At 45.7% G+C, this 13877-nt stretch carries 16 protein-coding genes; 3 read left to right on the top strand and 13 right to left on the bottom strand.

The genetic code is table 11. From position 1 onward, the window contains the following. Positions 1-21: 21 nt before the first annotated feature. From WD312_02615 to WD312_02605, 3 genes are read right to left on the bottom strand one after another with little or no spacing between them, the layout of a single operon-like run. The gene (locus tag WD312_02615) at positions 22-264 is read right to left on the bottom strand and encodes a hypothetical protein (protein ID MEX2563980.1); all 243 of its coding nucleotides are present in this window, start codon (positions 262-264) and stop codon (positions 22-24) included. After that, positions 254-1435, bottom strand: a complete 1182-nt coding sequence (locus WD312_02610; GenBank protein ID MEX2563979.1) for an FGGY family carbohydrate kinase — start codon at positions 1433-1435, stop codon at positions 254-256. The genes WD312_02615 and WD312_02610 overlap by 11 nt, the downstream gene beginning before the upstream one ends. Next, positions 1428-2333 (bottom strand): hypothetical protein, encoded by a 906-nt coding sequence (locus WD312_02605; protein MEX2563978.1) that lies wholly within the window; start codon positions 2331-2333, stop codon positions 1428-1430. Before WD312_02605 ends, WD312_02610 begins: the two co-directional genes overlap by 8 nt. Before the next feature lie 112 nt (positions 2334-2445). Between WD312_02605 and WD312_02600 the strand changes: the two genes are divergently transcribed. Then, on the top strand, positions 2446-3627 hold the full coding sequence (locus tag WD312_02600) for a hypothetical protein (GenBank protein MEX2563977.1): 1182 nt from the start codon (positions 2446-2448) through the stop codon (positions 3625-3627). Positions 3628-3794: 167 nt separating this feature from the next. Here the strand turns inward: WD312_02600 and WD312_02595 are convergent, their stop codons facing one another. From WD312_02595 to WD312_02575, 5 genes are all read right to left on the bottom strand, one after another. After that, positions 3795-4004 (bottom strand): DUF2905 domain-containing protein, encoded by a 210-nt coding sequence (locus WD312_02595; protein ID MEX2563976.1) that lies wholly within the window; start codon positions 4002-4004, stop codon positions 3795-3797. A 2-nt stretch (positions 4005-4006) separates the two neighbouring features. After that, positions 4007-5167 (bottom strand): replication-associated recombination protein A, encoded by a 1161-nt coding sequence (locus tag WD312_02590; GenBank protein MEX2563975.1) that lies wholly within the window; start codon positions 5165-5167, stop codon positions 4007-4009. Between the two features lie 24 nt (positions 5168-5191). Further along, entirely contained in the window at positions 5192-6055 is an 864-nt protein-coding gene (locus tag WD312_02585; GenBank protein ID MEX2563974.1) for a hypothetical protein, read from the bottom strand. A gap of 130 nt (positions 6056-6185) precedes the next feature. Continuing rightward, positions 6186-6713: an AAA family ATPase gene (locus tag WD312_02580; GenBank protein MEX2563973.1), complete on the bottom strand. Its 528-nt coding sequence runs from the start codon at positions 6711-6713 to the stop codon at positions 6186-6188. A 2-nt stretch (positions 6714-6715) separates the two neighbouring features. Further along, the gene (locus WD312_02575; protein ID MEX2563972.1) at positions 6716-7297 is read right to left on the bottom strand and encodes a stage II sporulation protein M; all 582 of its coding nucleotides are present in this window, start codon (positions 7295-7297) and stop codon (positions 6716-6718) included. Positions 7298-7432: 135 nt separating this feature from the next. Here WD312_02575 and WD312_02570 point away from each other — a divergent pair, with 135 nt between their 5' ends. Then, positions 7433-9253 (top strand): alpha/beta fold hydrolase, encoded by a 1821-nt coding sequence (locus WD312_02570; GenBank protein MEX2563971.1) that lies wholly within the window; start codon positions 7433-7435, stop codon positions 9251-9253. Between the two features lie 106 nt (positions 9254-9359). Here WD312_02570 and WD312_02565 read toward each other — a convergent pair whose 3' ends face one another. From WD312_02565 to WD312_02545, 5 genes are all read right to left on the bottom strand, one after another. After that, positions 9360-9659, bottom strand: a complete 300-nt coding sequence (locus WD312_02565; protein ID MEX2563970.1) for a hypothetical protein — start codon at positions 9657-9659, stop codon at positions 9360-9362. 112 nt (positions 9660-9771) lie between these two features. Then, a complete protein-coding gene (locus tag WD312_02560; protein ID MEX2563969.1) occupies positions 9772-10773 on the bottom strand; it encodes a hypothetical protein in 1002 nt (333 codons plus the stop codon). A gap of 2 nt (positions 10774-10775) precedes the next feature. Beyond that, positions 10776-10955 carry a hypothetical protein gene (locus WD312_02555; GenBank protein ID MEX2563968.1) on the bottom strand — a complete coding sequence of 60 codons (180 nt, stop codon included), beginning with the start codon at positions 10953-10955 and terminating at the stop codon, positions 10776-10778. Between the two features lie 17 nt (positions 10956-10972). Beyond that, positions 10973-12037 carry a glycoside hydrolase family 15 protein gene (locus WD312_02550; protein ID MEX2563967.1) on the bottom strand — a complete coding sequence of 355 codons (1065 nt, stop codon included), beginning with the start codon at positions 12035-12037 and terminating at the stop codon, positions 10973-10975. Continuing rightward, positions 12037-12579, bottom strand: a complete 543-nt coding sequence (locus tag WD312_02545; GenBank protein ID MEX2563966.1) for a hypothetical protein — start codon at positions 12577-12579, stop codon at positions 12037-12039. The genes WD312_02550 and WD312_02545 overlap by 1 nt, the downstream gene beginning before the upstream one ends. Before the next feature lie 345 nt (positions 12580-12924). Here WD312_02545 and WD312_02540 point away from each other — a divergent pair, with 345 nt between their 5' ends. Continuing rightward, positions 12925-13875: a glycosyltransferase family 2 protein gene (locus WD312_02540; protein ID MEX2563965.1), complete on the top strand. Its 951-nt coding sequence runs from the start codon at positions 12925-12927 to the stop codon at positions 13873-13875. The last annotated feature ends 2 nt before the right edge of the window (positions 13876-13877 follow it).

Here is a 13877-nt window from a genome sequence, read left to right as displayed (position 1 = left end):
TTCCCTTTCAAACACGATCTCTTACAACACCTCTTCATCATCAGCATCAAGAGCACTTGGTGGCTTGAACATACGATAGGACTTGCCGTCATCACTGTGCACCGTTTTACTGATCCATCCAGCCCGCTCGATCCAGTTTTGAACCACTCTCTCTCGAGTCGGGTAAGGTAGATTCTTCAGTACTTTTAAATCAGCGAACGTTGGCTCTTTACCAAACGCAGCCTTGTAGAGGTCTTTATAGCTGTAATTACATTCAAGCGCCATGGTGAATAGATGAAAGAAGTCTCATTACTCCAAGCGCAGCTCCGTCATAGATCGGCTGTCGAACGACCTCGGCGCCCGTTACATCTGCTTGTAATCGTATTAAATGATCATTCTGAGTAATGCCGCCGTCAACGATCAGCGTGTCTGTTGGGTACGGCAGGTCTGACAGAGAAGAATCTACTTGCCGTACGATATCATCCAGCACTTTTTTAAGTTGTTCTTCATGACCAAGAGCGTCTGTTACTTTTTCACCAGTGTCACAGATGCTTGCTTCAAGCGCATACTGCACTGAACCGATCGGTGCATCCGGGGTCAGTGTCGTAAGAAAAGAGTCTTCAAGTAAAAACTCATCCCCGAGCGTCTGCATTACATGTGTCTTTGAGCCATAGGAGACCTTGGTCATATGCGAGGTAAAACCAGCTGCCGCCATGCTCGCCTGTTGATCACCACACATAACTTCTATCGGAGCCGGACAGCCACATATATCAGATCTCAGAGTGCCGTACAGTGCTCGAGATGATCGAACCGATGGGAGTATTTCCGGATCGATACCGAATAATTCCAGAAGCTCACGGTCCCAAGTAAGACCATGAATATTGTACAGAAGGGTGCGCGAAGCGTTGGTCATGTCACACATATGCATACCTTCCTCTGAAAGTTTAAACAGCAACCACGAATCAACCGTACCGACCGCCAATTTCCCTTCCTCTTCGGCTTTAACAACGTCGCTGTTCATATCCAGCAACCAGCGTATTTTTGATGCTGAAAACGTGGCGCGTACAAGCAGACCTGTTTTTTCTCGTATTCTATCCGCCACATCCCCATAGAATTGTTCACACCACCCTTGCGTACGGGAGTCATCCCCCAATATTGCCGGGGCTAAAGCCTCGCCTGTAGCAAGGTCCCACGCTACAACAGTCTCCCGTTGATTTGCTATACCCATAGAAATAATGGTATTCGGGGACACGTTGCTTTGATCGACAGCGACAGAAAGCGCTGCACGAGCCGCGCTGATCAATTCGTCCGGATCTTGCTCAACCCACCCACTGTTCGGTCGTGTCTTTGAGATGGGCTGATACGCACGTCCCAACACCGAATCATGTGCATCGAACACATACGCCTTAGCCTCGCTCACCCCACTATCAAGAACAAGAAATATATGATCAGACATGAGCAGTACGCATAAGATAGTCACGAAAGTGATCGACTGACTGCTCTTCTAGGATGATCCGTTTTACATTTGAAAGCAGGGCAAAAGAAGATTCCTCAGGAAAACGACGCGCAAACGACTTCATTGAACAACGACCTTCACTGACAATGTCAGTATGCCCACGGCGTGCCAACATAAGACCGGCAGCATAATTGTTTGAGTATGAACTCGATACGGTCGCGATCAGATCACCGATTCCGGCAGCTGTAAGTGCGGTCGCTCGCTCACCTCCAAAACGCTCCACAATACTCATCATCTCAGACAACGCCGTCGTCGCTAGCAAGCCTCGAAAATTACCGCCCAGCTCAAGTCCGTCAGCAATACCGAATCCGATACTGTATATATTTTTAAGCAAACCACATACAGAAGCACCAATAATGTCCGGAGTGTATTCAAGTTCAAATTGAGACAAAGGCAAAACATCTCTCAGCTCTTGATACGCGTCTTTGCTTCCGGCACACAGCGCCTGAGTCGGTAGGCCACCGCTGATCTCTTCAGCGAGCATTGGTCCCGTAAGAACCGCCACGCTCTCGCCAAGTTCCTCACGAAGAACCTCACCGGTGAATCGATCACTTTCACGGGTCATTCCTTTCGTAAGAGCCACTACCGGCTGATCAGTGCTACGTAATTCATTTATTACTGATGTTACATGTTCGATCGCATGAGACGGAACCGAAATAAAAATGATCCGACTTTTAGGCAGCACCTCCCGCAATTCGTCAGCACTGCATTTTGACCTATTTTTATTTACATCAAAAACGATCGCCTGGTCTGGCGATTCGTTCACATTAACAAGATGAGTGAGCGCCTGCCCCATCTCACCTCCTCCAAAAATAAGTACCGGGTGAGTATCAATCATATTGTCACTCTTATCTCACTCTATTGTAAGACACGAAAGGGTTAAATAAATTACCCATATGTGAACAAGTCTTCATTCCGATACGTCTTTGCTGTGATACTATGTACACATCATGAGCAATGCCATCATAAATACAATTGAGTTACAAAAAACCTCGAGCAACGGATCTTCTATTCTTGCTGCGACAATACATACGACTGAAGGTTCAAATATGTACCAGACCGCAGCTGCAGAAGACATTCCGAGCAACAACGAAACAACTAACAAGCTCCAAGAACAACTAACAAACGCACTCGCCGGTATCGATGCTGCACATCAACAAGAAGTGGACGATATTTTAAAGCAGGTCTTAAGTACCACAGACAATTCTGCAGATACTGTCGCCGCCCTTAGCAGCATCAGTATTGCGGCCGCAAAAACCGCAGCCCAGGTACTCGATGTTCCACTTTATGAGCATCTCAGGAATATTTCAGTAACGAATGGTGGATCACCGATACCCTTACTCTACTCAAGTCTTGTGTCAGGGGGTAGTAAGGGTGCATCTCCACTCGCCTTTCAATCATTTTATATTATCCCACAAACAGATAACGTCAGACGCTCACACAAAGTTATACGTGACATAAAAACAGCCCTCGGAACTGTACTCAGACTCAAAACTCAAGAAAACGACCTTCCTATCGGAAGCGACGGCGCATACTCACCGCACTCTATCGAATTCAACCAGGAAGCGTTAGAGTTAATTTTGGAAGGTGTTGCAGAAGCCTTTCCCGAGGTAAAAATACAGCTCGCTCTTAACGCTAATGCAAACAAATTCTTCAAAGACGGAAAGTATCATCTCGACCAACAGAGTCTATCCGCACAGCAATTACACGACTACTACGACCATCTAATTGAAAGATTTCACGTTAGCTCCGTCGAGGATCCGTTCACTGCCGATGAATTCAATGAATTTCATATTATGAAACAGCGACACGAAGACCTCGATATCGTAGGCGGAGAGGTGTTAGAAAGTAATAGTGATATTTTACAAGTAGCTCAGGAGGAGCAAGGTATTTCCGCTGTTTCTATTTCACCAAATAATTCACCCACACTTTCGGACATGTTGGCTGTTATTCGATCCGCTCACAATGCATCCCTTCGCTGTATCATAGATCATAACTACATTGAAACAACAGAAGATTTTATTGCCGATCTTGCCGTAGGATGTGGTTGCTACGGCATAAAACCAGGCTCCCCGGGCACACAAGAAAGCGATGAAAAATTCAAGAGACTCATGGAAATAACTCAGCACTAACTCCAGTGACTGAGAGCTGTACGTTGAGAACGTTTGCATCTGGCTAGTATTTTCGCTACCATCTCACACGGCAGACAGTAAAAAGAAAGGAGGCTGCCCGACGCGAAAAATAAGACGAAGAAACGAAAAAAGAGAAGTACCCCCCTGGCACACCGTAGTGCCAGGGGTTATTTTATGATCCAAAGTATAAGCGAGACAACGACACTGATCAAAATGAGCGTTGCGATCGGAAAGTACAGACGAAACCCTTCACGCTCTATTAAAATATCACCCGGCAGTCGACCAACGGGGCCAAGCCAGCCTGCAACACCTAACCCGATCAGAACAAGAATAATTCCTACGACTATAAGAATACTTCCAGGAGTTGCGAAAGGCATGCTTATGTATTGTTATTTTCTTCTAAGTCTCTTTTCTTATAATACCCTTTCCCTTTAAGCGTATCAGGCATGAGATCCTCCTCAGTATATTTTTCGTACCCCTTGCCGTAGCCAAGGTTTTTCATTAGCTCAGTGGGAGCATTGCGAATTGTAAGCGGAATCTCAAGATTGCCGTACTCTTTCACATCACCCAGTGCCTCAAAATACGCTTCATACGCTTTTTTATCTTTCGCTGCCTCTGCCATATATACAGTCCCGTGGGCAAGATTGATCTGCGCCTCCGGCAAACCAATGATCTCAACTGCTCGAAATACTTCATTCGCCACCACCAGCGCGGTTGGTTGAGCCATCCCTATGTCTTCGCTTGCGAATATCACCATTCGACGAGCGATAAATAAAGGATCCTCTCCTGACTCGATCATTCGAGCCAGGTAGTATAACGCAGCACTTGGCTGACTCGCGCGCATGGATTTTATATATGCACTGATCGTACTGTAATGCTCATCACCCTCTTTATCATAACGAAGCTTACGTTCTTGAATAGTATTCTCAATAGCCTCAGAAGTGACTGTTGTGTATATTGCAGCTACGCTTTCTATCATTGATATAAGTTGTCGTGCATCACCGTTTGCTAGCTCTATCAGCCAGTCCCGCGCCTTTTTCTTGACTTCAACACCTGTTCTATCGATGATCTGATTCAACTCGTCATACGAAAGTTGTTTTAATGTAAAGACTCGGCAACGTGAAAGTAGCGGCCCGATCACTTCAAAACTCGGATTTTCGGTTGTTGCCCCGACCAAAGTTAGATCACCAGACTCTACATATGGCAAAAGAAAATCTTGTTGTGCTTTATTAAATCGATGTATCTCATCGAGAAAAAGTATCTTTGGATCTTCGGTCTCATGTGCAAGCACCTTCTTGACGTCTGCTTTACCGGCAGAAACCGCTGAAAGTTCAAACAATTCTCCGCCCAAAGCCTTGGCATATATCCTGGCCAGGGTGGTCTTACCTACTCCCGGTGGCCCCCATAGAACAAACGAAAACCGGTGCTGCTTGTCTACGGCAATACGCAAAGGCTTGTCCAGACCCACCAAATGATCCTGTCCTATAAATTCATCTAGTGATCCGGGCCTAATTCGGGCCGCAAGCGGTTCAGTGCTCATACCTGCAGTGTATCATGCATGCCCTTACGGGTGTCGGTGGCCATGACGATGGCTAAACGACATCAATAGCCTATACATCTTGCTAAAATATGGCTGAAATACATGGAATGATTCGATCGTAACTCTACCTGTTAAACGTTCATAGGCTATCGCGGAAAACGTTACCGCCAGCGGCAAAATAACAGACCAGGTAAGCACTGAGACGACCGGTATGATCACCCACTGATCGATCTGCCATACCTCTAAGAATCCCTGATTAAGAACTATAGCGCTATCCGCTACAAGAATGTACACACCGTTATATATACTGTAAACAAAGAGGACAAAGAGGACCAGAGATACCAACACACTCCAAAAATGCTCGACTGCATATTCAAAACTTGTCTCCAGTGCTCGCCATCCACGCTGATGCTCATACACGAGTACGAAAAATACAGGCGCGAACCAAACAGCTAATACAATACCCGGCAGAACCAGAAACATACTGCTGACAGCAACAACTGTTCCCACAAGCGCAGCTAACAGCCAAAACGACGGCAACAGTCTAATACTCTCTCTAACCGCATCAATAAATCCCATGTGAGTATGACGTCCTTTCACAAGAACAATAAATACCAAGAGGCTCCACGTATAGACAATAACAACACCAAGAAATAGAAGGAGACTTACCGGTGTAACGAGGTCGGGGCTGCTGTAAGGAAGGTAAATGGTCTGCAACAGAGCCTGAGAAATAATGGTTAGGGCGGCAAGTTTCAATAAGCCCACCATCATAAATGCTGGTGCCTGCCTTACATACGATCGCAAAACATGCACGCTAAAAGCTGCGATCCGATCAGGAACGGCGATTATGCTCTTCGTAATACTGTAAGTGGAAATAGTGGTGGACATATAATAGAAGGAATTTAGACACAACGTCTTAGCTACGGCTTTTGTAATACCGCCACGGCCATCACATAAGAGCCCCTTTATAGGGTAAGACACTCATTGGGAGATAATCTTTCGTACAAGCACCACTCAATCAGTCATTGTCCTTTTGACCGCCTATGATCGATAAAACAAGTCCGGCACGCTCCTGAATACTGTCACGAGGAAGCGTAAATATGTTGTAACCCAGATCCCGATATACCTCAAAAAGATGCCGTTCCATTATCCTCGATGTTGCGATTGCCTCACTGTGAACATCATCTCCGGCAAGAGCTCTCCAGTACGGGAGAAAAAAGATAGGATTCTTATACCGATACATACGCGCAACCTCCTCATACTCTTCGGTGCCGGAATCATTACTCTGGCGAGCATTTGCAACTATATCTGGAATTCCGCCGTCAAAGAAGCAAGCTTGCTCACTCGGTGCTGAAGAATACAATTCTTTACCAAGATCGATCCCTGCCTGATTAAAAGCATAACTTTTCCGGCTTTTTATATTCTTTAAGACCTCCTCTGATGCGTCCTGTGCGCACCAATAACCAAGTCCGGACAAGTGTTGGATCAGGCTTGTTCTTCCTGAGCCGATCGGACCGGTGATAATAAATTTGCCTGTATATGCCATAGTTAACTTATCAAGGCGTGAATAACAAGAGGTGTTACATACACCTCTATCATCGCCGCAACAAGAAGAAGCGGAGCAATGAGGATAATAAATAACTGACCTGACCAAATATACAAGCTTGTTATTGACGTGCCAACCTCATGACGGACACGCTTAATTACGCAAACACCCAAGAGCAACCCGACGGCCGATGCAACTATGAATGCAGGTAACTCAAAAATACCGTGAGGAACAACAGCCGCAATGAATGCAAGCGGCCCACCTGTAGCAGCAAGAGAATATGAAAAAACAAGACCAAGAACAAAGCCATTAACGATCAGTGACAAAGTCGGCACAATAGCAAAAAGAGAGCCCAACATCATTGCCCCAAAAACTTTAGTTACGTTATTAAAGAAAATGAACATAAACGCCTCACGCTGTGACCCCGCAAATACGTCACCGGCAAACTCAGAGAGATCTATGAGCATTATTGCTGTAAATTCAGGTGCCATGAAGAAGGTGCCCGCCCCGAACACAGCCCCCGTAGAAAAAATACCCATGCTCCATATAAGGTAATGCGGAAGTTCAAGTAGTAGTGCTTTCATTGAAAATGATAATACCAGAATTTATAGGATATGTACAGACCTATACTACTTCCGTCATCTTAGATAACATTAGTACAAGAGTAATGTTTACTACCATTTTGTCATCTTAGGACAACAAATGTGTCTACAATTATCATGAAACCTACCACATACTATTTATATCCCTTTATTCTTGTGTGCTTGCTTGGCATCCCCGGCATAGTTTTTTCTAGCACGATCGATGATGTGTCATATTCATCCATAAAGGAAGTACGAGAATCAGACGTTTTACTTGAGCATAACGGTCCAAGTGTTGAGCAATTTAGTCGTTGCTCGATCTCCAGCGGCGAATGCACACAGGTAGATAAGGACACTAGCCTCTACCCTGCAATCCTTGGCGACCACACCTACGAAACCGGCCCTAATGGGGATACCGCTGTATACACCATTAAGCTAGCGGACAAATCCCTGCATTTTCTCTACACAATAGATTCCGGGGATCCGGTTCTGCGCCGCGTCTTGCCATTTACCGATCACACTACCAGGCTTCGGTTCAGTAATAACGGCTCTTACCTTCTTGCTGCAACAGTAAGCGGTGATCTTATTCGCTATACTATAGCTGACAACACTGTAGAGCGAATGACGACCACTCAGCGCACATTCCCCTTCTTTCAGGTATCTCCTCGAGGCACCTATGTAAGCGCCTACAACTACTCCTTCGGGGAGCACCGCCTCTGGAACCTAGACAACAAAACACTGACCTCTATTGATGCAACTGAACCCGCATTCGTTGAATTCAATGACACTGAGGATGAAGTCGTATTTGTGACACAAGGACAAGACGGTCACACTACCCTTACCACAGCACCTCTACCCTACAGCAGTGACACAGCAGAGAAAGAGCTCACCCGAGGTACTACTGTGCGAGACTATCTTTATGTCGGAAATGATCTCTACCTGATCGATAACAATAATGGATTCTACTCGTATGACCTGTTCCGTATCTCTACTAACGGTGACCGGACCCTTGTTGCAGAGAACGTCTCATACGGTCAGTACATACGGGAAATAGATGGCAAGCTTTTGTTCCTATCTCATAATGATGCGCAAACAGTTGTTACAGCCTATAACCCCGAAGCCGAAACACTTACTGAACTCACTCATACAACCACCCCATCAGCGCTTGATACTATATCCCGAACCGCGGTTGAATATAACGGCCGTAACGCTGTTCTCTGGGAGCCCGAGGAAGGCAATACTACCAACACCCTCTTTGTCTGGCTTCACGGCGGCCCCAAGCGCCAGACAAGCCTCAGTTTTCACCCTTACCTGAGCTACGCCGTCTATGATGCCGTGCTGATAGAGCTCGTTGAGTCGGGCGCAAGCGTTCTTCGTCTCGACTACACAGGCAGCGAAGGATATTCCGCTCAAGACCAGGAACGACTTGTTGGCAATATTGGTAAAGTAGAGGTCAATGACATCGTGAAAGCAACTCAGTCCCAGGCCAGCCGAGACAATATCGATAAAGTGCATTTGATCGGTAACAGCTACGGTGGCTATCTTGCGCTCCGGGCCATAACTGAGGAGCCTGATCTTTTTGACAGTGCGATCTCGATCAATGGTGTCACCAACTGGTACACCTTATTAACAGCTATTCCCGACTCCCTTTTTGCTCGCTACTTTAACGGTGCTCCCGACCTTCATAATCTAGAACAATACTTTAGTGCCTCTGTATTCAGCGGCCTGCCAGAAGTCCCTGACAACACCCCGATCTTACTCTTCTATGGCGAAAACGACTCAACGATACCCTCTGCTCAATCTATTGACTACCATGCGTACGCCCGAACACTTGGCAAGAACACAACGCTTGTTGAACTTCCGAATGAATCCCATATTCTAAGGGAAGACTCGAGTCTTCAGAAACTCTGCGGCGTGATAGCAGAAGAGCTAAACCTCCAAAGAGTACAGTGTAACTAAATTTTCCATTTTACCTCCAGTTAATAAAAAACCGCAACACACTTGAAAGTGTGGCGCGGTTGCTGTGTGAAGCCGCAGTAGCGGCAAAACAAATAAAGAGCCGTTCTTAGGCACTGGCTTCGTCAGCACCTGAGATCTCGACAGGCACTCCTTCGTCTCGAAGAAGTCGAGCGACTCCATCAAGAGAGTCCTGACGGAGTCGCATGTACGTAACGACGTGTACGTTACACTTCTCGATACAAATCAGGTGTTCGCGGAAAACCTCCCACAATTTCTCAACCGTCGACCGATCTGACGTAAAGCAAAGATTGATCGATCCGTTTTCCACCCAAAGCTTTACGCGAGCATACTGCTCGACGTGATCAGGTGCGGGTGGAGTCCCTTCCGCAAGAGTTCCGCTGTCCATTCTCGTTTCCCTTTCTGAATGGGTTGTAATTACCTGTGACGAATACACCTTCGTACCTAAGAGATATAGTATAGCAGAGATTATTTATTTGTCCAGGAAGCGCTTTCCACACTTACACCGCCCTAGATTCGCACGAATGTAGCCTCTCCCAGAGATAGTGGCCGGAAAAAAGAACTACGACAACAAGGACATACAGCCCGATAAGCTGGGGATATGAGAACGGTACCTCCGGGAAAAAATCAACAAAAGTAATTGCTGTCCAAGACGTGATCGAGATCACCCCTGCTAGCTCGGCTACCGTCATCCAACGGCGCCCGATAGATTCAAACCCGAGCTCAAGTGATCCAAGGATCTTGCGCGTGATCGGGCCTGATAACAGCGTACCGTTAATAATAAGAATACCTATAACTGTTTGGGAGAAGAAGAACCGTGACGTTTCCATAAACGCCTGGTCGAACACGAGTGCAACACTAAGAAAATCAAACCCAAGCCCTACCCAGATAACCGCACTTATCCATGGGAAAAGCGGAAAAACATGCTGCTGAATAATACGATGAGGTTTGGAAGTAAGTATCAGAAAATCCAACACGACCACTGTCCCAAGGGTAAAAATAGAATGAACGCCATGAATCACAAAGAACCCCTTTTCGCTCGATAAATCACCGGTCCAAGCGCTCGATAGACCGGTCAAGAAAAGGAGCGTGGCGAATAAAGCTAAAAAATAACCAAAAGAGATATGGTTAAACACTCGCGGCCAAATAAGCTGTACGATCAACCCGAAACAGCTCAAGAAAACCAACAGCAGGTACCCCGGAGCAGTAATCGGAAACGCAGCTACTGTCTGCTCTACCGAGGGGTACAGCGTGATACCCTCGTGCGCAAAAGCTTCATACAGAAAAGAGAGAGCGAGCCAGCTTGATGTAGCAACAATAATACCTCCATACATAAGCAGCTCGAGACGCCGAGCGATCCAGTGAAAAATGACCTGAGAAGCTTCCGACTCAGACCTTCGGGCACAGAACAAGAAAACACAGCCCCAGAGTGCACCTGCTCCGGCAGCAGCTAGTCCTGCTTGACGAAAAAAAGCTATGAAATTTTCAATTCCTATCTCCATATCTATTTCTTATCATAGAAAAGCTTGATAACGATCAGAACCACTCCGACACCGTAAAGCGCCTTTGCAGCAAGCCAAGCAGTAAAATTCAATCCAAAATAGATCAGCCCAACACTTACAAGCATAAGCAACCCGGAAGCAATAAGTATCCATTCACCCGGTTGTATTAAATGTCTTAGCATACTGTATAGTATATGTTCTATTTTTCAGTCTTACCAGCAGCCTGCTCATACTCTATAAGAGCAACAACGAACAAGCTTTCCGACCAACCAAGCGGAATATTCTCATTGGGCGTGGAAGAGTTCGAATAATAAAGTTCCGGTAACTTCTTATCATCAGTCATCACCTCTCGAGTTTTATCGAGATACCGCTTTGCTTTTTCAAGATCTCCTCGCTTGCTGTAAATGATGGACAGCCACGGAAAGCCCATAGTCCATTCTGCTTCCTCAGCATGGCCATCTTTATTCTTATTGTAATAGTGGTCACTCTTGTAGCGAATAACGCCTCTGTCTCGGTCGAACTGATACTCTAAATTATTCAAAATAGTATCGACTATTTCATGATCCAACAGATCATAAGGATATATAAGAGAAAGAAGCGCGAGATCGCAGTACTTGCTCTCCGATTCGCGGGGCAGAAGGTTAGCAAGTGCCTGCTCGCCTTTTTCAATCAGATCCTCGGGGATCTCGATCCAGTCATATTCACGCAGAAGCTTAAGCGCAGCCACACATGGACCGATCGAGGATGCGTGAACTTCTTCGTACTCTTCCCAGACACCGTTGTCCGGATCATGCCAGTATTCAATTGTATTGAGATAATTCACCAATAACTGAACCACTTCCTGATCTTCCTTTGTATTCAAAATATCAACACCGGCCTTATTACACGTACACAGCGCGAAAAGTATCGCGCCCACTGCGTCATTCTGCTTGTTCCCCCACTCCTCCCAATACTCATCAAATGTTTCGGGATTATATCGTGCGTGAATGTACTGCCAGCTTTCATACGGTTTGTTTTTCGTAGCCCAACTGAGCTTATCCTTATGCTTGGTAAAAATACTTACTATACCTCGCCAAGTTTGCTCAACTGTCTCCCAGTCACCTATCCGCTCAAAAGCCAGTGACATGTAAAAATTATCCCGCAACCAAGCCTTGTCATAACCGGTAGAGACATCTTGAGCGGACGCCAAAAAGAGGCCCGAGGGTGCCCTGAGTGCATGCAAGTTTTCAATATGTGGTTGTGCTTCCGTGCGTGCGTCAGTCATTATGCTGCCTTCTTATTCGTAGTAACGTTACTTTTCTCAAACGCCTCCTCGCTTCTGGTATACATAGCGTCAATGTCTGAAAATCGCTTACGAAGCTCGTCGGCAAGTGCAGGAAACTGATGCTGTACGTCTGCGAGCATCTCAGCAAAGGCCTCCCTTCGGCGTAGGGTTTCTTCGAATTTCGCTGCCACCACTTCATAGAGAAAGTCGATCTGATTTGTATCCTTAGCATCATTCTCTGCCTGTAGCTCTTCTAGTATCTGCCTCATCACCCCATGATCAACCTCTGCCTGACACGCTACCATGTCGCACACCGCCTCAACATCTTGCTCAGCACCTCTCAAGCGAAGCGTTGGGTTTTGCTCCATCTCAGTTTGTTGATTTTTAGCGCGCTCATCATACTCACCCACGAGTCGCAAGCTTACTTCTTCCTTGACCTGTTCTCGGCTCTCTGCACCTTCTTCTGCGCCTTCATTGGACTGAGAGTTCTCCTGTTGCCCCTTCGATAGGTTAACGTCCGGCGATTCGAATGGATTATTCATAGATAGATATAAAAGTCGGGTGAGATAATAACGCCATACTTCGTTTAATACTATCAAACCTCAAGCCCCCGTCACCTCCCTGCCTGTGGATGAGAAATACGAACCTTTCGTCAGCACATTAAGGACATATGCGGATGTTCCTGTAATAGTGTCTCACTCCTGGTGTCTATACTGATAGATACAGCGCGCATCCAAAGGCACATCTCGTTCAGTAGAGCATTCCTATATGCGGTGTTTTAGTAGTGACAGTGCGCATCTATCATACATTGTATTATCAGCCATTTCTTCTGCTAATCTGGTTCCCAAACCAGACAGAAAAAGCAAATTTTTAACACTCTATTCACCATGAATCAACTTATACAGCACATAGATCTCTCCGTTGTTGTGCCGTTATACAACGAACGCGATAACATAATTGATCTCTACAATCGCCTTATAGAGTCATTATCTAAACTTGATCGACATTTTGAGTTGATCTTTATTGATGACGGTTCGACCGATGGAACCGCTGAAGTTTGTAAACATTTAAAACCGCTCACCTTTATTCAATTTCGCGGTAATTATGGTAAAACCGCTGCTATGGATGCGGGTATCAAGAATTCACGTGGCGACCTTATTATAAGCTTAGATGGCGACCTTCAGAATGATCCGGCTGATATTTCAAAACTTCTTGTAAAAATAGACGAGGGCTACGATGTGGTAGTGGGATGGCGCAAGAAACGTAACGACACATTATCTAAAAGAATTACATCACGAACAGCTAACGCTTTACGTAAAGTGATCTTCAATGACACAATCCATGACTCAGGATGTGCGCTCCAAATATATCGACGTGAATGTTTTTCCAATCTTGATCTGTACGGAGAAACCCACCGATTCATACCAGCACTACTCTCAGCTCGAGGATTCGCTGTCACCGAAGTTGTTGTTAATCACTATCCACGAATACACGGTGTAAGTAAATACGATAATTTACGACGCGGTTTTAAAAGTCTTGTGGATATGCTTGCCATAGGATTCTGGAATAGGTTTGGGGCGCGGCCATTACATCTTTTCGGTGTGGTTGGTTTATTATCTATTTTTCTGGGGGGACTTTTTATCGCGTGGATGGCGATTGAACGAATAATTTTTGGAGTAGATATAGCTAATCGAATCTGGCCTCTCCTTGGTATTTTTCTCATACTTATGGGAGCTCAGTTCTTTATGATGGGTCTACTTATAGATCTAAATATTAGAAGTTTTTTCAAAACAAATAATCAGATGAACTACCACATTCGTACCATTGTCCACCAATAGAT

This window comes from Candidatus Paceibacterota bacterium (genome assembly GCA_040905715.1).
Taxonomy (GTDB): Bacteria; Patescibacteriota; Minisyncoccia; order Phycocordibacterales; family CSBR16-193; genus JBBDHZ01.
Note: the sequence above shows the minus strand (reverse complement) of the source record. Positions and strands in the feature narration are given on the sequence as shown.